The organism is Bacillus sp. FJAT-27231, from assembly GCF_001183975.1.
In the GTDB taxonomy this organism is placed as follows: domain Bacteria; phylum Bacillota; class Bacilli; order Bacillales; family Domibacillaceae; genus Pseudobacillus; species Pseudobacillus wudalianchiensis.
Genome location: NZ_LFZU01000001.1, coordinates 3,876,132 through 3,895,263 on the forward strand (window position 1 = coordinate 3,876,132; position 19,132 = coordinate 3,895,263).

General features: G+C 43.7%; 16 protein-coding genes. 2 read left to right on the forward strand and 14 right to left on the reverse strand.

Annotated features, from left to right (window positions below; translation table 11 throughout):
• Positions 1-116: 116 nt before the first annotated feature.
• The 4 genes from fsa to AC623_RS18590 form a co-directional block, all read right to left on the reverse strand.
• On the reverse strand, positions 117-764 hold the full coding sequence (gene fsa / locus AC623_RS18580) for a fructose-6-phosphate aldolase (protein WP_049665338.1): 648 nt from the start codon (positions 762-764) through the stop codon (positions 117-119).
• Between the two features lie 74 nt (positions 765-838).
• Entirely contained in the window at positions 839-985 is a 147-nt protein-coding gene (locus AC623_RS21630; RefSeq protein ID WP_156187086.1) for a hypothetical protein, read from the reverse strand.
• Between the two features lie 253 nt (positions 986-1,238).
• Positions 1,239-2,102 carry a class II fructose-bisphosphate aldolase gene (locus AC623_RS18585; protein WP_049665341.1) on the reverse strand — a complete coding sequence of 288 codons (864 nt, stop codon included), beginning with the start codon at positions 2,100-2,102 and terminating at the stop codon, positions 1,239-1,241.
• 121 nt (positions 2,103-2,223) lie between these two features.
• A complete protein-coding gene (locus tag AC623_RS18590; protein ID WP_049665343.1) occupies positions 2,224-2,586 on the reverse strand; it encodes a response regulator in 363 nt (120 codons plus the stop codon).
• A gap of 181 nt (positions 2,587-2,767) precedes the next feature.
• Here AC623_RS18590 and AC623_RS18595 point away from each other — a divergent pair, with 181 nt between their 5' ends.
• Positions 2,768-3,289 carry a DUF2529 domain-containing protein gene (locus tag AC623_RS18595; RefSeq protein ID WP_049665345.1) on the forward strand — a complete coding sequence of 174 codons (522 nt, stop codon included), beginning with the start codon at positions 2,768-2,770 and terminating at the stop codon, positions 3,287-3,289.
• Between the two features lie 70 nt (positions 3,290-3,359).
• On the opposite strand, the gene AC623_RS18600 is transcribed toward AC623_RS18595, so the two are convergent.
• From AC623_RS18600 to AC623_RS18645, 10 genes are all read right to left on the reverse strand, one after another.
• Entirely contained in the window at positions 3,360-4,958 is a 1,599-nt protein-coding gene (locus AC623_RS18600; protein WP_049665347.1) for a CTP synthase, read from the reverse strand.
• A gap of 193 nt (positions 4,959-5,151) precedes the next feature.
• Complete coding sequence (gene rpoE, locus AC623_RS18605; RefSeq protein WP_049665351.1) at positions 5,152-5,697, reverse strand: DNA-directed RNA polymerase subunit delta; 546 nt, start codon at positions 5,695-5,697, stop codon at positions 5,152-5,154.
• A gap of 92 nt (positions 5,698-5,789) precedes the next feature.
• Complete coding sequence (locus tag AC623_RS18610; RefSeq protein WP_049665353.1) at positions 5,790-6,008, reverse strand: hypothetical protein; 219 nt, start codon at positions 6,006-6,008, stop codon at positions 5,790-5,792.
• A 213-nt stretch (positions 6,009-6,221) separates the two neighbouring features.
• Positions 6,222-9,491, reverse strand: a complete 3,270-nt coding sequence (gene icmF / locus AC623_RS18615) for a fused isobutyryl-CoA mutase/GTPase IcmF (protein WP_049665356.1) — start codon at positions 9,489-9,491, stop codon at positions 6,222-6,224.
• A gap of 12 nt (positions 9,492-9,503) precedes the next feature.
• Positions 9,504-10,142, reverse strand: coding sequence for a TetR/AcrR family transcriptional regulator (locus AC623_RS18620; protein ID WP_049665360.1), 639 nt, complete (start codon positions 10,140-10,142; stop codon positions 9,504-9,506).
• A 153-nt stretch (positions 10,143-10,295) separates the two neighbouring features.
• The gene (locus tag AC623_RS18625) at positions 10,296-11,435 is read right to left on the reverse strand and encodes an acyl-CoA dehydrogenase (protein ID WP_049665363.1); all 1,140 of its coding nucleotides are present in this window, start codon (positions 11,433-11,435) and stop codon (positions 10,296-10,298) included.
• A gap of 14 nt (positions 11,436-11,449) precedes the next feature.
• Positions 11,450-12,586, reverse strand: coding sequence for an acyl-CoA dehydrogenase (locus tag AC623_RS18630; protein WP_049665367.1), 1,137 nt, complete (start codon positions 12,584-12,586; stop codon positions 11,450-11,452).
• A gap of 35 nt (positions 12,587-12,621) precedes the next feature.
• Positions 12,622-13,473, reverse strand: a complete 852-nt coding sequence (locus AC623_RS18635) for a 3-hydroxybutyryl-CoA dehydrogenase (protein ID WP_049665369.1) — start codon at positions 13,471-13,473, stop codon at positions 12,622-12,624.
• 631 nt (positions 13,474-14,104) lie between these two features.
• Positions 14,105-15,283 carry an acetyl-CoA C-acetyltransferase gene (locus AC623_RS18640; protein ID WP_049665373.1) on the reverse strand — a complete coding sequence of 393 codons (1,179 nt, stop codon included), beginning with the start codon at positions 15,281-15,283 and terminating at the stop codon, positions 14,105-14,107.
• A 252-nt stretch (positions 15,284-15,535) separates the two neighbouring features.
• Entirely contained in the window at positions 15,536-17,716 is a 2,181-nt protein-coding gene (locus AC623_RS18645) for a (Fe-S)-binding protein (protein ID WP_082174483.1), read from the reverse strand.
• A 213-nt stretch (positions 17,717-17,929) separates the two neighbouring features.
• On the opposite strand from AC623_RS18645, the gene AC623_RS18650 reads away from it, so the two are divergent.
• A complete protein-coding gene (locus AC623_RS18650; protein WP_049665377.1) occupies positions 17,930-19,123 on the forward strand; it encodes a phospholipase D-like domain-containing protein in 1,194 nt (397 codons plus the stop codon).
• The last annotated feature ends 9 nt before the right edge of the window (positions 19,124-19,132 follow it).

Here is a 19,132-nt window from a genome sequence, read left to right on the forward strand (position 1 = left end):
CCTTCTTTCACGCACTGGCTAAGCATCGAAAAAGAATTATCTCATGATATGCTGATAGCTGTTTTTATTAGTTTTATTTTATCCCAACTGAGTCAAAACATGTAAAAAAAGAGGAATTATTTTACTTGACGTTTATCCCAATCAGCTAAAAATGCTTCAATTCCCTTATCTGTTAGAGGATGATTGAACATTTGCTTTAATACTTTAAATGGCACTGTTGAAATATGAGCACCACGTAAAGCAGCATCTGTAATATGCTGTGGATGACGGATTGATGCTGCAATGATCTCTGTTTCAATACCGTGGATAGCAAAGATAGAAGCGATGGTTTCAATCAGATCTAATCCATTATGGCCAATGTCATCAAGACGCCCTAAAAACGGTGAAACATAAGAAGCGCCCGCTCTTGCTGCTAGCAAAGCCTGATTCGCACTAAAAATTAACGTTACATTCGTTTTAATCCCTTCTTTAGAGAAAACAGAAACCGCTTTTAACCCCTCTGGTGTCATCGGCACTTTCACCGTAATATTTGGTGCAATCTTGGCTAATTCGCGTCCTTCTTTAATCATTCCTTCTGCATCAAGTGCAATTACTTCAGCGCTAACCGAATCACTTACTAAATTAGTAATTTCCTTTAAACGCTCATGAAAAGGCACAGATTCTTTTGCCACTAAAGATGGGTTTGTCGTAACACCTGATAAAATACCCCAAGAATGAGCTTCCTTAATTTCTGTCATATTCGCTGTATCGATAAATAATTTCATTATAGTTCTCTCCTTTTATTAGATGGCCACTTCTGCTTTTGTATTGTCTAGCTTCGTTTCCTTGGAACTCGAGGTCATAAGTTGATCCGGCTATGTGACTGAAAAACGCCACTTCGCCGGCCCATCTTATGCTTGTCGGAGCAAACCGGACGCTTCCGCTTTTCTTGTCCAGCTGCTGCGGCCAGCCCGTACGGCGGTTTCGGTCTCTCTGCCGGAGTCAAAGAACGACTCCTTGTCGAGTCCTCCAACCTCCTATCGGGCTAATCAGGCCGCCTCCGCTTTTCTTTTGTCCAGCTGCTGGCGCTAGCACGTACGCTGATTTCGCTCCCTCTGTCGAAGTCTGAAAAACGGCTTCTCGTCGAGAGCTCCAATCCGCTATCGTGCTGAACAAGCGCCTTCCGCTTTTCTAAATTTAAACCGCCTTAATTGGATAAGGCGGTTTCTTTTATACATCTTTATAAAATAAATAAGCTTTTACGCTTTTCCAGATGAACCGAACTCACGCATTTTTCCTTTAACTGTTTCTTTAATCGTTTCACGTGCAGGTCCTAGGTATTTACGCGGATCATAGAGGTCTGGTTTTTCAGCGAGGACCTCGCGCACTGTCTTAGCTGATGCTATTTGGTTTTCTGTGTTTACATTGATTTTAGCTGTTCCAAGTGAGATCGCACGTTGAATGTCTTTTGTTGGAATGCCGGTACCTCCGTGAAGCACGAGTGGAACGCCCGTTAAGTTCATGACTTCTTCCATGCGGTCAAAGCCTAATTTAGGTTCACCTTTATATGGACCATGAACAGAACCGAGGGCTGGAGCGAAGCAATCCACACCTGTTTCACGAACCAATTGGTCACACTCTGATGGAATCGCATAAGCTGCTTCTGCGTCTTCCACAACCAAATCGTCTTCTTGTCCACCAATGCGGCCAAGCTCTGCTTCAACCGATACACCGTGGATGTGCGCAAGCTCTACAACCTTCTTTGTTAAGGCAATGTTTTGCTCTAATGGATGATGTGAACCATCGATCATAACAGATGTGAAACCTGCCTGAATCGCTTTTGCGCACATTTCAAAGCTAGAACCATGATCGAGATGAATCGCAACCGGTACTGTTACTTTATACTCTTCCATTAATGCTTTTACCATCTCAACGACGAATTTAAAGCCGCCCATATAACGAGCTGCCCCTTCGGAGACACCAAGAATAACCGGTGATTTTTCCTCTTCTGCTGCTTGCAAAATGGCTTGGGTAAATTCTAGGTTGTTCAAGTTAAATTGCCCAACAGCATACTTTTCTTCTTTTGCTTTATTCAGCATATCAGTCATGGAAACTAAAGGCATAATTATTTTCCTCCTTGATGAACTTAAGTACACATCTTAGTATACACTTACGAATAAATTTACATTTGTATCATACCAAAATAACCGGCCCTTTACCAATGGAAAAGAAGCCGGTTACCCTTTAAGAAACTATATATTCTTTTACTGTTGTCCGGATATCATCAATATCAAACGGTTTAGCAAAGTGCGTCAGCGCACCTAGATCTTTTGCCTTTTGGATCATGTCCAGCTCTCCGTAAGCTGTCATGATAATGACTCGAATGCTTTCGTCTTTCTCTCGCATTCTTTTCAAAATTTCAATGCCATCCATCCCAGGAATTTTCATGTCCAGCAATACTAGATCAGGCGAATGATTGTCAACAATCTCCAAAGCCTGTATTCCGTTTGCTGCTTGAAATGTTTCATACCCCTCTTTTTGAAGCACCTCATTAAGTAAAATACGTATACCGAATTGATCATCTACAATCAGTATTTTCCCACTCAATTGCCTCGCCCCCTCTGCTCTTCATTCTTGTTCTATTATGTATGCGTAAAACAATTGGCTATTTATTCATTTATTATTCTTCTTCGATACTCGAAATTCCTGCCTGCGGAAATAATTTATGACTTTTGCTCCTAAGTGAAAAGACGGGTATAATATAATTCACGATTAAGGAGGACGAACGATGTTAAAAATGTTTACTACTCAATTAAACGGCCTTTTTCAACGAATTACAGATAAAGAAGCCGATCAGATTGAAGATGGTGCCCGCCTTCTTGCACAAGCAGTAGTCGGTGAAGGCCGGATTTACATAAAGGGATTTCAAGAAATGAAAGCGGTCGAGGCAGAAGCCGTGTCTGGCGCCGATTCACTTTCTTCTATCCAGCCGTTCGATTCAGCAGACGCTATCACTCAGAGCGACCGGGTACTTCTCGTCAGCCGCTTCGCCCATGATTCAGAAGCGCTAACTACCGCAGCTGCTCTTGAAGAACGTGGAATTCCCTTCGTAGCTGTAGCTGGCCTTATATTAGAGGAGAAAGATTCCCTTTATGAATTGGCTGATGTATTTATTGATACAAAAGTAACCAAAGGATTGCTTCCTTCTGAAAATGGCGGCCGAACTGGCTTTCCTTCTAGTCTTGCTGCCCTCTATATTTACTTTGCCCTCAAGCTGACAATCGATGAAATCTTGCAAGAACAAGACTAAATAGCTTAAAAAAGAAGCCGTTCTCGAACGATCATTTTACCATGATCGTTTGAGTCGGCTTCTTTTATTCTTATTTATTAGCCAGCGTTGCTTCAATGAAAGCACGGAAAAGCGGCTGTGGACGAGTTGGGCGTGATGTAAATTCTGGATGGAATTGAGCTGCTACAAACCATGGATGATCGGCAAGCTCAATGATTTCCACAAGACGGCCATCTGGACTTGTACCAGAGAAAATAAAGCCTTTTTTCTCCATTACTTCACGGAACTCATTGTTGAACTCGTAACGATGGCGGTGACGTTCATATACCACTTCATCTTGATAAGCTTCATAAGCTTTTGTTCCTTCTTCCAATTTACATGGATATAAACCAAGACGCAGTGTGCCGCCAAGATCTTCTACATCTTTTTGCTCTGGAAGCAAATCAATAACTGGGTATGGCGTTGTTGGGTCAATTTCAGAAGAGTTAGCCCCCTCTAATTGAACAACATTTCTTGCATACTCAATAGAAGCAAGCTGCATACCAAGACAAATACCGAATAACGGAACTTTGTTTTCACGCGCATATTTAATGGCTTCAATTTTACCATCGATACCACGATCTCCAAAGCCGCCTGGAACTAAAATACCATCCGCATCCTTCAAGCGCTCTGCTGTATTTTCAGCTACTAGCTCAGCTGCATTAATCCATTCGATTTCAATATCAGCATCAAATGCATATCCAGCGTGGCGTAAGGCTTCTACAACTGAAATGTAGGCATCTTGTAATTCTACATATTTACCAACAAGAGCGATTTTTGTCTTTTTCGATAAGTTGCGTACTTTATCAACGAGTGCTTTCCAGTCATCCATTTCAGCATCATGGCATTGAAGTTTTAAATGACGGCAGACAAGTTCGTCCATTTTTTGCTCTTGAAGATACAGTGGAACAGCATAAAGAGTATCGGCATCCGCCGCTTCAATAACAGCTTCTGGCGCAATATCACAGAAAAGAGCAAGCTTGTCTTTCATTTCTTGTGAAACCGGAAGCTCTGTACGCACAACGATAATGTTGGGCTGAATACCAAGGCTGCGAAGCTCTTTTACACTGTGCTGTGTCGGTTTTGTTTTCATCTCACCAGCAGCTTTTAAATATGGAATAAGCGTACAGTGGATGTACATAACGTTATCGGAACCGACATCGCTCTTAATTTGACGAATTGCTTCTAAGAACGGTAAAGACTCAATGTCTCCTACTGTTCCGCCGATTTCTGTAATGACAACATCAGCTTTTGTTTCTTTGCCAGCAAGGAGTACGCGGCCTTTGATTTCATTCGTAATATGTGGAATAACCTGAACCGTACCACCTAAGTATTCACCGCGGCGCTCTTTGCGAAGCACCGTTGAATAAATTTTACCTGTTGTGACATTGCTATATTTATTTAAATTAATGTCAATGAAACGCTCATAGTGACCTAAGTCTAAATCCGTTTCTGCTCCATCATCTGTAACGAATACTTCACCGTGCTGATACGGACTCATTGTTCCTGGGTCCACGTTAATGTATGGATCAAACTTTTGGATCGTCACCTTTAATCCGCGGTTTTTCAACAAGCGGCCCAAGGAAGCAGCCGTAATTCCTTTACCTAAAGAAGAAACAACCCCGCCTGTTACAAAAATATATTTAGTCAACTTGAAAAGCCCCCTTCAATCTATTGTTTCTTTTATTAATTAAATAAATACACTCATTTGGGCAAAAAACAAAAACGCCCCAATTACTTAAAAAGTAAAGGGAGCGTTACAAGCATAAATAATGTCTCTTTAAAGAGCCCAAATAAAATACTACAATTTGAAATAAAGGAAGTCAAGAAAAGATTAATTTTCTTTATTTTAAGTCTTCTTCCTCATCATCGTCTAAATCGTATTCATCTTCTTCAGCAAGATCGTCATCAAAATCCTCTTCTTCTTCGTCTTCATCATCGATCTCATCTAAGTCGTCAAGATCATCCACTTCGTCATCCAACTCGTCAAGATCATCTTCTTCAAAGTCAAGATCATCCTCAAGCTCGTCCACTTCATCCAGTTCTTCTTCGTCAAAATCCGGTTCTTCGACTGTAGATTTTTTCGCCTTTTTCTTTTTCGCTTTTACTGCTGGCGCTGCTTCTTCTTCTAATTGGTCAACCGGATACCAAGCACGTAAGCCCCAACGATTTTCTCCAAACGTAATAAACCGGCCGTCAATATTTAGGTCGGTATAAAACTGAACCATCCGTGCTTTTAATTCAGCGTCGCTCAACTCTTGATGCTGCTGGATTTGATTAAGTATTTCCTGGAATGCTATCGGCTCTTTGCTTTCTTTTAAAAGAGCATAAGCAATTTCAATAAAGGACATTTCCTTCAGTTCTTCTTTAGACAGTTCCTTTAACTTCACGTCCGCACTTCCCTTCTCTATTTACGCACTCTATGAGAGTGAAAAAGGTCATATTCACCATTATAAACATTGACGCTTTCATTATGCCATATTTATGTAACGATTTCCGCTTTTTTTTTGCGCACTTTTTTCGAGACTGCTTCTGGAGAAGGCCTTTTACCTTCTCTCATCTTTCTTAGCTCAATAAAAGTCCGGTAAAAAAGAAAAAAAGATAGCAGGAGAAAGGCAACGGCTCCGAGCTGGATTTGATAAAGCCAACTAGCAGCAAGCGTATATACGCCAAGCAATATACAATTTAAAATTTGCTTCATCCTTTATCCCCGCCTTTTACCTTTCCTTATTGTATACTTTTTTCCAATCATTATAAAAGAAAAATCGCGATTAGCATGTTAAAAAACTTCACATGAAAATTGTACAAGGCAGTTCTATTTCTTTACCGTACCCTTTATTTTACAATTATAATCTTTTTATGTGAAAAAAATACCGTGAAAGAGAGGATTCGCTTCTTCCACGGCTGCTTTAGGTTACATATTTCTTCTGTACTGTCCACCTACCTCATAGAGAGCCGTCGTAATTTGACCAAGGCTGGCAACTTTTACTGTTTTCATCAGTTCAGCAAAAATATTTCCACCGTTGACAGCTGTTTCTTTTAAACGTTTCAACGCTTTTTCAGCCTCTTGTTCATACTTTTTCTGAAAAGAGCGCAATTCGTTAATTTGATGTTCTTTTTCTTCTTTTGTAGCCCTCGCCAATTCCATGCTATTGATTTCTTCTTCAGATGGCGGATTTGGGTTCAAGTAGGTATTCACACCAATGATGGGCAGTTCCCCTGTATGCTTCAGCATTTCATAGTACATCGACTCTTCCTGGATTTTCCCGCGCTGATATTGCGTTTCCATCGCACCGAGCACACCGCCCCTGTCATCTAAGCGTTCAAACTCCTGTAATACTGCTTCTTCGACAAGGTCGGTTAACTCTTCAATAATGAAGGAGCCTTGTAGCGGATTTTCATTTTTAGACAAGCCATGCTCCTTCGTAATAATGAGCTGGATCGCCATTGCCCGACGGACAGATTCCTCGGTCGGGGTTGTAATAGCTTCATCATAAGCATTTGTATGAAGTGAATTACAATTGTCCTGCAGTGCCATGAGCGCCTGCAATGTCGTCCGGATATCGTTGAAGTCAATTTCTTGAGCGTGAAGAGAGCGGCCTGATGTCTGGATATGATACTTGAGCTTCTGAGAGCGCTCATTTGCCCCATATTTCTCACGCATAGCCACTGCCCAAATTCTCCGTGCTACACGGCCAATTACCGTATACTCTGGGTCAAGACCGTTTGAGAAAAAGAAAGATAAGTTCGGGGCAAAATCGTCGATCGCCATGCCGCGGCTTAAATAATACTCGACGTACGTAAAACCGTTCGCCAAGGTGAAGGCGAGCTGAGAAATTGGATTAGCACCAGCTTCCGCAATATGATAACCAGAAATGGAAACGGAATAGTAATTACGAACGGAGTGATCAATAAAATATTGCTGAATATCTCCCATCATCCGCAAAGCAAACTCCGTAGAGAAAATACACGTATTCTGCCCTTGATCCTCTTTTAAAATATCAGCCTGCACCGTTCCCCTAACCGTCTTTAACGTTTGGGCACGTACATCAGTAAATTCTTCGACAGAGAGGATACGGCCAAGCTCCTCCTCTTTCTTCTTTACCTGCTGATCAATCGCCGTATTCATAAACATCGCCAAAATAATCGGCGCTGGACCATTAATCGTCATGGAAACAGATGTAGAGGGATGACATAGATCAAAACCGGCATATAGCTTTTTCATGTCTTCCAACGTACACATACTGACTCCGCTTTCGCCGACTTTTCCATAAATGTCTGGCCGGTAATCCGGATCTTCTCCATACAAGGTCACAGAATCAAAGGCGGTACTTAACCGTTTTGCTTCATCATCTTTGGATAAGTAATGAAAGCGGCGGTTTGTTCTTTCTGGTGTCCCCTCTCCAGCAAACTGCCGTTTCGGATCTTCTCCTTTTCGTTTAAATGGAAAAACGCCAGCCGTATATGGGAAGAAGCCTGGTCTGTTTTCTTTATAAACCCAGCGGAGAATCTCTCCATAATCAACAAACTTCGGCAAAACGACCTTTGGAATTTTAAGGCCTGATAAGCTCGTTGTCGTCAGCTCTGTCACGATTTCCTTATCGCGGATTTTCGTGACATACTCGGAAGCAGCGTACTGTTCTCTTAACTCTTTCCATCCAGCGAGGATCTTTTTCGATTCAGTCGTTAGCTGCTCTTCAATTGCTGCTTTATATGTTTCAAGCGGTCGGATTACCTCTTCACCAGCATCGTTGGCTTTAGCCTCTGTCAACGCTCCTTCAAGCTGAAACAACCGGCGGGCAAGGTGCTCCTGCTCCTCTGCCTTCTTGTGATAACCGCGCACCGTTTCCGTAATCTCTCTTAAATAGTAACGACGATCATTTGGAATGATCACGTTTTGCTTTTCTACATCCACTTCTTTGCTGAAGGATACTTGCCAATCGGTACCAGCTCTTTCATTAATTTTTTCTACGAGTGCAGCGAATAAAGCATTCGTGCCTTGATCATTAAACTGGCTGGCAATCGTTCCGTATACCGGCATTTTTTCTAGCGGTTCATCAAATAAATTGCGGCTGCGCTGATATTGCTTTTGTACTTGGCGCTTGGCGTCCTCGGAGCCTTTTCTTTCAAATTTATTAATAACAATTAAGTCAGCATAATCAATCATATCGATTTTTTCAAGTTGTGTTGGCGCCCCAAATTCACTTGTCATAACATACATCGACAAATCGGAAATTTCAGTAATCTCAGCATCCCCTTGCCCGATTCCGCTCGTCTCTACAACTACTAAATCATAACCGGCTGCCTTTACGACACTAATAGCATCTTTAATCGCCAGCGAAAGCTCAGAACGGGAATTGCGGGTAGCGAGACTGCGCATAAACACCCGCTCAGAAAAAATCGCATTCATTCGAATACGGTCACCCAGCAGTGCACCGCCTGTTTTTTGTTTTGTTGGATCAACCGACAGAATAGCAATTCTCTTGTTGGACAATTCGTTGAGAAAGCGGCGGATCAGTTCATCTGTCAGAGAACTTTTTCCTGCACCGCCGGTACCTGTAATCCCAATAACAGGTGCTTCATTGCCTAAAGACTGAATTTGCTCGAACGCCGCAGCGGCTTCTGCTTTTTCTTCTTGACTGGCGTCTACCTGATTCTCCGCTAATGAGATCAGCCTCGACACGGCTGTAACATCCCCATTTGGCAGCTTGCTAATTTCTTCTCCAATACTGCCCGATACAGTGGAAAAATCACATTCTTCCAGCATGATATTAATCATGCCCTGTAAGCCGTTAAGCCGTCCGTCCTCCGGCGAAAAGACCCGGGCAATACCGTAATCATGCAGCTCTTTTATTTCCCGCGGAATGATCACTCCGCCTCCGCCTCCATAAATACGGATATGCGGACAGCCTTTTTCCTTTAATAAGTCATACATGTATTTAAAGTATTCAACGTGACCGCCTTGATAAGAGGAAATGGCAATCCCCTGTACATCTTCCTGAATCGCCGCATTCACCACTTCTTCTACTGATCGATTATGCCCCAGATGAATTACTTCTGCACCGCTTGCCTGCAAAATACGTCGCATAATATTAATCGATGCGTCGTGCCCATCAAAAAGACTGGAAGCTGTCACAAAACGAATATGATGCTTCGGTTTATAAACCTCCACTGTCTGACTCATTATTTCTCCCCCTTATTGTTTCACTTTGTAGCCATTAATGCCTGAAAACAATAAATCTATCTGCAGCTCGATATAATCATCAATCGTAAAGTTTTTTTGCAGCGCCCAACGGCGGAATCCCCACATTTGTCCTTGTACAAAAATATCTTGAGCAAGCATGTGAATCTTTCGTTCTTCCATATCAAGCTCTCCGTTTTCCACGCATCGGTAAACTAACCTTTCAAACATGCTGACCATATCCATTTCTTTTCTTAGCACATATGGCAAGGCATCTTTTGACAGCGATTTTGCTTCCTGATACATGACTAATACTTCATCCTGCATATCATCTACCACTTTAAAATAATAACTAATGCCGAGCTTTAGACTCTCTAACGTCCCCGCTTCTAAGTCCATTCGCTCCAAACGGTCTTTTACCTGATCGTAAATACTATCGCATACAAGATAGAGAACATCTTCCTTCGTACGAATATATTCATAGAGAGTACCGATACTAAACCCTGCTGCTTTGGCAATTTCTCTCGTTGTCGTTCGGTGAAATCCTTTTTGTTTAAAAAGCTGGACAGCCCCCTTAATCATCTCGGAGCGCCTTTTTTCGATTAGCTGTTCATCTTTTACAGATGCATGTACTTTCCTCTTGTCAGCCTTCAATGTTATCAACCGCCTTTAACAAATACATAACGAGAGCAGAGGGATGGAACTTCCCTTCATCTGCTCCCGAATTTGTTTTTACTTTCAGTCTAATTTATTGCTTTAGACCTACTGCTCAACATTATAACTGATTTTTTCTAATTTAAACTTTCTTTATTTTGTTAACATTCGTGAAATAACTAATCGTTGAATTTCCTGTGTACCTTCATAAATTTGCGTAATCTTAGCGTCACGCATATAGCGCTCAACAGGATAATCTTTCGTGTAGCCATATCCGCCGAAGATCTGTACAGCTTCTGTCGTCACTTTCATGGCGGTATCACCAGCCATAAGCTTCGACATCGCCGACTCTTTTCCATATGGCAAATTGTTTGACTCAAGCCAGGCCGCCTGATAAGTAAGCAGCCGGGATGCTTCAATCGCCGTTGCCATATCAGCTAACTTAAAGGAAATTCCCTGATTTGCTGCGATTGGTTTGCCAAACTGCTTGCGCTCTTTGGCATATTCAATCGATGCGTCCAGTGCTCCTTGTGCAATACCGACAGCCTGAGCAGCGATGCCGTTACGGCCGCCGTCCAACGTCATCATCGCAACCTTAAAGCCGTCGCCCTCTGAACCGAGAACATTCTCCTTGGGTACCCGGCAATCTTCAAAAACAATTTCTGTCGTTGGAGATGAGCGGATTCCTAGTTTCTTCTCTTTCTTGCCAACAGAGAAGCCCGGAAAGTCTTTCTCTACAATAAAAGCTGTTGTGCCTCGCTGTTTAGAAGCTGGATCCGTTAAAGCAAATACGATGTAAATATCGGCAATGCCGCCATTTGTAATAAAAATCTTCGAACCATTTAAAATATATTCATCGCCCTCTAAGCGAGCTGTTGTTTTCATCCCGCCTGCGTCAGAACCAGAACCTGGCTCTGTTAATCCATAGGCACCAATTTTCTCGCCCTGCGCCATTGGCTTTAAGTACTTTTGCTTTTGTTCTTCTGTACCAAACTTGTAAACTGGCCAACCAGCAAGTGATGTATGGGCGGAAAGAGTGACACCTGTAGATGCACAAACGCGTGACAATTCTTCGACAGCAATGCAGTACGCTAAGTAGTCACTGCCAATACCTCCGTACTCTTCGGGCCAAGGGATACCTGTTAATCCGAGCTCCGCCATTTTGCGAAAAATCTCCATATCAAAACGCTCTTCTTCGTCGCGTTCTGCTGCTGTTGGCTCGACTTCGTTTTTAGCAAAGTCCCTTACCATTTTGCGAATCATTTCATGTTCTTCTGTTAGTTGGAAGTTCATTTTATTCCCCGCCTTTACTTGATTAGCTGTTTGCTAATGACAATTCTTTGAATTTCACTCGTACCTTCATAAATTTCCGTTACTTTGGCATCGCGGAAAAATCGCTCTACCGCGTATTCTTTCGTGTACCCATAGCCTCCGTGTACTTGAACAGCTTCGATTGCCGTATCCACTGCTGTCTTGGAGGCGTACAGTTTTGCCATGGAAGCTTCTTTTCCACAAGGCTTCCCTTTTGACCGCAAATCAGCAGCCCGATAAACAAGCAGCCTAGCCGCTTCTACACTTGTCGCCATATCCGCAAGCTTAAAAGCGAGCCCTTGTTGAGCTGCAATCGGCTTACCAAACTGTTTGCGTTCTTGCGCATATTGCGCAGCTTCTTTTAATGCTGCTTCGGCGATCCCCAGCGCCTGTGCAGCAATTCCAATACGACCAGCATCAAGATTAGCCATCGCAATTTTAAACCCTTCTCCTTCACTGCCAAGCAGCTGCGATGCTGGTACTTTCATATCTTCAAAGGTCAATTGCACGGTACGAGAACCGTAAAGGCCCATTTTATGTTCGTCTTTGCCAATAATCAGACCTGGCGTATCTTTTTCCACAATAAAGGCTGAGATGCCCTTTGAACCTTCTGCCGGGTTAGTCGAAGCAAAGACGATATATGTATCCGCTTCTCCCCCGTTCGTGATAAAAACCTTTGAACCATTTATCGTATAATAATCCCCTTGTTTGGCCGCTTTTGTTTTTAAATTAGCTGCATCCGATCCAGCGCCCGGTTCGGTTAAGCAAAAGGCGCCCAAGTATTCTCCTGACGCTAACTTTGGTACATATTTTTGTTTTTGCTCCTCGGTGCCAAAATATAGAATTGGATTTGTTCCAACAGATGTGTGAACAGATAAAATGACTCCAACTGTGGCACTGACTTTTGACAGCTCATTGATTGCGATAATATAAGATATAAAGTCCATCCCACTGCCGCCATATTCCTCGGGAATGGTGATCCCCATTAAGCCCAGTTCAGCCATCTTCTTGATCAATTCACGAGGAAATTCTCCTTTTTCCATTCGCTCAACAAACGGCGCGATTTCACCTTCTGCAAAATCTCTTACCATCTTCCTCATCATCTGCTGCTCTTCTGAAAATCGCAATTCCATATTTTCTTCCTCCTGTTGTTTTTAAATTACACGCTTTAGTCGTATGTGTAGAAGCCGCGCCCTGTCTTTTTGCCGAGCCAGCCAGCCTTTACATACTTGCGAAGCAGCGGGCATGGACGATATTTGTCATCACCAAACCCATCATGAAGCGTTTCCATGATGTACAAGCACGTATCAAGGCCGATAAAATCAGCCAGTGTCAGCGGACCCATCGGATGGTTCATGCCAAGCTTCATGACTTCATCAATCGCTTCTTTTGTTGCGACTCCTTCATACAGCGTATAAATTGCTTCATTGATCATTGGCATTAACACCCGGTTTGCTACAAAGCCCGGAAAATCATTTACTTCAACAGGCACTTTTGAAAGAGTATGCGTGATTTCTTCGATTGTTTGATAGACCTCGTCTGCTGTAGCCAGACCGCGGATAATCTCGACAAGCTTCATCACCGGCACCGGGTTCATAAAATGCATACCGATGACTTTTTCCGGTCGATTCGTGGCGGCCGCAATTTCGGTAATAGGCAATGATGAGGTATTGGTTGCTAAAATCGTATGAGCTGGTGTAATTCTATCCAAATGGGAAAAGATTTTGCACTTCACATCCATGTTTTCGACTGCTGCTTCAATAACAAGGTCTACATCCTGTGCATCTTGTAAATTAGTTGATTTTGCAATTCTCTGGAGGATTTCTGCTTTTTCGCCATCTGTGAGACGTTCCTTTTGTACTTGGCGAGAGAGATTTTTCTCAATAACTCCGAGTCCACGTCCAACCAGCTCATCTTTTAAGTCATTCAACAACACTTCATAGCCAGCCTGAGCACATACTTGAGCAATGCCCGAACCCATTTGTCCAGCTCCGATTACCATCAGCTTTTTTACTTCCATCTTTTCCCCTCCTATTTTGATTTCAAGATTATCCCCAATGATTTTTCTTTCTATCGCCTGGTGTTTTCCGCTTCGACGCACACGATGTGCTAGTGAGGGCGTTGCGACACGATGTCGCGCCTTTAGCCGTCGTTCCTCTTTTGTCCAGCTTCGCCTTCTTGCCCCTCGAGGTCATAAGCCGATCTGGCTGTGTGGCTGAAAAACGCCACTTCGCCAGTTCGTCTTATGCTTGCCGGGGCAGTACAGTCGGCTCCGCTTTTCTTATTTGTCTAGCTGCAGACACTAGCCCGTACGGCGGTTTCGGTCTCCCTGTCGGAGTCAAAGAGCGACTCCTTGTCGAGCCCTCCAACCTCCTATCGGGCTAATCAGGCCGCTTCCGCTTTTCTTTTGTCTAGCTGCAGACGCTAGGGCGTACGGCGGTTTCGAAATTTCTATTGGAGTCAAAGAACGACTCCTATAGAAATTCCTCCAACCTCCTATCACCCTGAGCAAGCGGCTTCCGCTTTTCCTTTTTGTCTAGCTGCAGCAGCCAGCCCGTACGGTGGTTTCGGTCTCTCTGTCGGAGTCAAAGAGCGACTCCTTGTCGAGCCCTCCAACCTCCTATCGGGCTAATCAGGCCGCTTCCGCTTTTCTATACCTCAATCATGATGGCGTCGCCTTGGCCGCTTCCGCTGCAGATGGCTGCGATGCCGATGCCTCCGCCTCTTCTTTTTAGTTCGTAGGCGAGTGTTAAAATAATTCTTACGCCGCTGGCACCGATTGGGTGGCCAAGAGCAATGGCTCCACCGTTGACGTTGACCTTTTCAGGATCGAGATCGGCAATTTTGCCGCTTGCCAGTGCTACGGCAGCGAAGGCTTCATTCACTTCAAAGAGATCAATATCCTTTAGGGATTTGCCTGTCTTTTTCAGTATTTCATTAATTACTAGTCCTGGAGTTTGCGGGAACTTGCTCGCTTCTACCGCTACTTCAGCATGGCCAATCACTGTAGCGAGCGGCTGTTTCCCTTCTTTTGCTGCCCGTTCATCACTCATCAACACTAGTGCACCAGCTCCATCATTGATGCCAGGGGCATTGCCAGCTGTAATCGTTCCGTCTTTGCCAAATGCCGGGCGCAGCTTCGCTAGTACCTCTTTTTTTGTATCTTTACGAGGGGCTTCATCCTGCTCTACTAGGACAGGATCGCCTTTTCGCTGAGGCACTTCAACCGCGACAATTTCTTCAGCCAAACGGCCCTCTTCCATAGCAGCAATTGCTTTTTCATGGCTGCGTACGGCCCACTCATCCTGTTCTTCTCTAGACAAGTCAAACTCTTCCGCTGTTTCATTTCCGTAATTGCCCATGTGAACGCCGGTAAAGCTGCACGACAATCCGTCATGAATCATCAAATCCACCATCGATGCATCACCCATTCGCATGCCCCAACGCCCTTTAGGAAGGGCATAAGGAACATTGGACATTGATTCCATGCCGCCGGCCACAATGACCTCTTCATCACCTGCGCGGATAATTTGGTCAGCAAGTGTTACACTGCGCAAACCGGAGGCGCACACTTTATTGATCGTTTCAGTTTTTACTTCCCAAGGGATTCCCGCTTCTCTCGCTGCCTGTCTTGAAGGAATCTGTCCCTGCCCTGCTTGAAGAACATTGCCAAAAATCACTTCATCGACTTGTTCCGGACTAACACCTGCACGCTTTAACGCCTCTTTAATGGCTATTCCCCCAAGCTGTGAAGCTGATAAAGCACTTAATGCTCCTCCAAATTTGCCAAAAGGCGTACGGGCTCCATCAATAATTACTGTTTTTACCATGATTACTTCCCCCTTTGTTTCATTTTAAAGAAACCGCTTTCAGATCTTGACTGAACGCTCGCTCAAAACTTGGCCTTAAGAAAAGGGAAACATCTCCCTTTTTTACCTCTTATATTCTTTTATTTTAAAGTAAATGAGGAAAAAATCCAACGAAAATGATGAATATTCAAAAAACAAACAAGAGGAAGTTTCCCTCTCTGCTTCGAGAGGAAAACCACCCTTTTAAAATACCGTCAGGCTAATTCCGCTGCTTTATTTTTCCGCTTGTGCGTCAGCAGCAGTTTCGGCAACAACCGCTTTTCGCTGCTCCTCAGCCGGATCTTTATCCGGAAGCTGCTCCGTTTTCTGTGGCCCGATAACCGCTTTCTCCAGAAGTTCTGCTACGTCATACGTTGCAACCGTTTCCTCTACTTCCTTCGCTTTTGTGCCGTCAGAAAGCATCGTCAAGCAGTACGGGCAGCCCGAACTAATCACAGATGGATTCACTGCTAGCGCCTGCTCTGTCCGCGCTACATTAATCCGGTGGCCAGTGTCTTCTTCCATCCACATCAGCCCGCCGCCAGCACCACAACACATCCCGTCCTGACGCTTCCGGGCCATTTCAACAAGCTTTACACCGGGTATTGCCTTCAAGATTTCTCGCGGCGGATCGTAAACATCATTGTAGCGACCGAGATAACATGAATCATGGAACGTGATCGTTTCATTGACGGCGTGCATTGGCTTCAATCGGCCTTCCTTCACAAGCTGATCTAACAGCTCCGTATGGTGGTAGACTTCGGCCTTAAAGCCCATGGCCGGATATTCGTTTTTAAAAATATTATACGCATGCGGATCAATCGTCACGATTTTCTTTACATCGTTTTTCTCAAATTCAGCGATATTAGCTGTAGCCAGCTCCTGGAACAAAAATTCATTGCCGAGGCGGCGCGGTGTATCACCGGAGTTTTTCTCTTTGTTGCCTAAAATCGCAAATTTCACGCCCGCTTCATTTAACAATCTCGCAAAAGAAAGGGCAATTTTCTGGCTGCGGTTATCGAACGCTCCCATTGATCCGACCCATAACAGGTACTCAAACTCTTCGCCCGCTTTTTTCATTTCTTTGACGGTCGGTACGTGAACATCCTCACGCAGCTCCCGCCAGTTTTCTTTCTCTTTTCTGTTCAGTCCCCACGGATTGCCTTGGCGCTCAATGCTTTGCATCGCCCGTTGTGCTTCCGGGTCCATCTTTCCTTCTGTTAACACAAGGTAGCGGCGCAGATCAATAATTTTATCGACATGCTCGTTCATGACTGGGCACTGGTCTTCACAATTGCGGCATGTCGTACACGCCCAGATCTCTTCTTCGGTGATGACCTCTCCAATCAAGCTTGGATGATACAGCTCAGCCGCCGCTTCTGCACTGCCGGCAAGAGCTAATTGGTTTCCCTGTGTGTTCGCAAAGGCAAACGCCGGCACCCATGGCTGTTTGGATGTCACGGCTGCTCCTGTGTTTGTTAAATGATCGCGCAGCTTAACGATTAAATCCATCGGCGAGAGCATTTTCCCTGTTCCCGTGGCCGGACACATATTCGTACAGCGGCCGCACTCCACGCAAGCATAAAAATCAATCATTTGCAGCTGGTTAAAGTCTTGAATTTTCCCGACGCCAAATGATTCCTGTGTTTCATCCTCAAAATCAATCGGCTTCAGCGTGCCCGGACGGTCCAAACGATGAAAATACGTATTGACCGGACCAAAAATTAAGTGCGCATGCTTTGACTGTGGTACATACACAAGGAAAGTAAGCAAGACGATCAAATGCACCCACCAGGATACGTAGAAAAACGCAATGGCAGCCTTTGTGCCGATCCCTGCCAAAATAACGGCTACAGCAGAGGCAACCGGCTCTAAGCCCATCCAGTGGACATCGGCTCCTTCATGCCAAATTAAATCCATGCCGTTGCCGATTAAGACGGACAGCATTAACAGGCCGATAAAAATTAATACAAGCCCGTTTTTCCAGCCGCGCTTTAAACGCACGAGCTTTTCAACATAACGGCGATAAAATGCCCAGACCACGGCCACAAGAATCATTAGCGTGACGATCTCTTGGAAAAACTTGAACCCGCCGTACAGCGGACCGAGCGGCAGGTGTGCTCCCGGCACGATGCCTTTAATAATAAAGTCAATCGCTCCTAGTTGTACAAGCAGGAAACCATAGAAAAACATCACGTGAATGGCCCCGCTTTTTTTGTCCTTGAGCAGCTTTTTCTGTCCAAACACAAATACCCAGATTTTCTCCATCCGCTTCTTCACATCATTATCAAACTCTTGTTTCTTGCCCAGCTGAATGTATTCATAACGGGTCTTTAATAAATAAACAAATAAATACACTCCGTAAGCGATTACAAAAGCAGTTGCAATTAAGTTGATCCATAACAAACCATTCATGACTTTCCCTACACTCCTTTCTAAGATCGCTGCATTTTGCTCCTTTGTTAAAACAGTATCACTATTCAGAATGTTTATATCTTTATTATATTATGAATGAGCATTCAGTCAACCTATAATTAAAATATTTTTTCAGTCATTCCTATGAGAGTCTTTGTTTCTTTTTGGGAAGCCTAGAAATAATGCTGCTTCGTTTAAGGAGGAAAAAGATTCATGAGGATATTTTTCTGGCTGGCTTTTTTTGCTTCATGGCTTGGGCTGGATCTTTACTTTGGTCAGAAAACTGCAGAAAAACAATCCCCTGAACGGGTGTATCCGAAGAGAAAAGGGAAGATTGATTTTTTTTGCAGCGGTCCTGAATTTTTTAAACAATTTTTTCACGATATCCAAAATGCCCAAAAACGCGTGTACTGTCTTTTTTATATTGTAAAAGATGATAGTGTGACCCGGGATTTTTTTCATTTATTGAAAGAGAAAGCAAGGAGCGGTGTAGAAGTGCACCTACTTATGGATTGGCATGGCAGCTTAAAAGTGAAAAAGCAGGATGTGAATGATCTAAAACGGTCAGGAGTCAAAGTCGGCTTCTTTGGAAAACCACGTCTTCCTTATTTCTTTTTTTCTCTACAGCAGCGAAACCACCGGAAAATTACTGTCATTGACAGTACAATTGCTTATCTTGGCGGCTTTAATATCGGTTTAGAATACGTGAATAAGAGTAAGGACCCTAAGCTTTCTCCATGGAGAGACTACCATCTGCGCTTTTATGGCGGCAGTGCCGTTGACTTAGAAGCAGAATTTATTGCTGACTGGAATCAAGAAGGACGCTCTTTTCTGCAGCAACCAAAAAAAGCCCCTGAACATGAAAACGGAGTAGAACATGCTATTTATCCCTCTGTAAACGGAAATCTTGAGAAAAAACTAATAAAAATGATTAGCAGTGCCCAACGCTCCATTTTCATTGGGACACCTTATTTCATACCGACAAAACCTGTATTTGACCAGTTGCTTCATGCATTAGCACGTGGTGTCCATGTCACTGTTCTCATCCCTAGACATGAGGATCATGCACTCGTGCAGGAAGCGGCTTCTCCTTTTTTAAATAAAATGCTTCTCTTTCCAAATGCTCACATCCTATCGTTCACGAACGGGTTCTATCATGCAAAGATTATTATCTTTGATGACGAAATATGCGACATCGGCACAGCCAATTTCGATGCAAGAAGTCAGAGGATCAATTTTGAATGCAATTGCTTTATTTATAGTTCAGCCTTCATTGAGCAAATTCGGCCATTTTTGGAGGAAGACATCAAAAATAGCCAGCTGCCTTCTACATCAGAGCTGTATCCTACTACTCTCGCTGGAAAAATAAAAACAAAAGCTGCTCACTTAGTAAAAGGCTTCTTGTAATAGACAAAA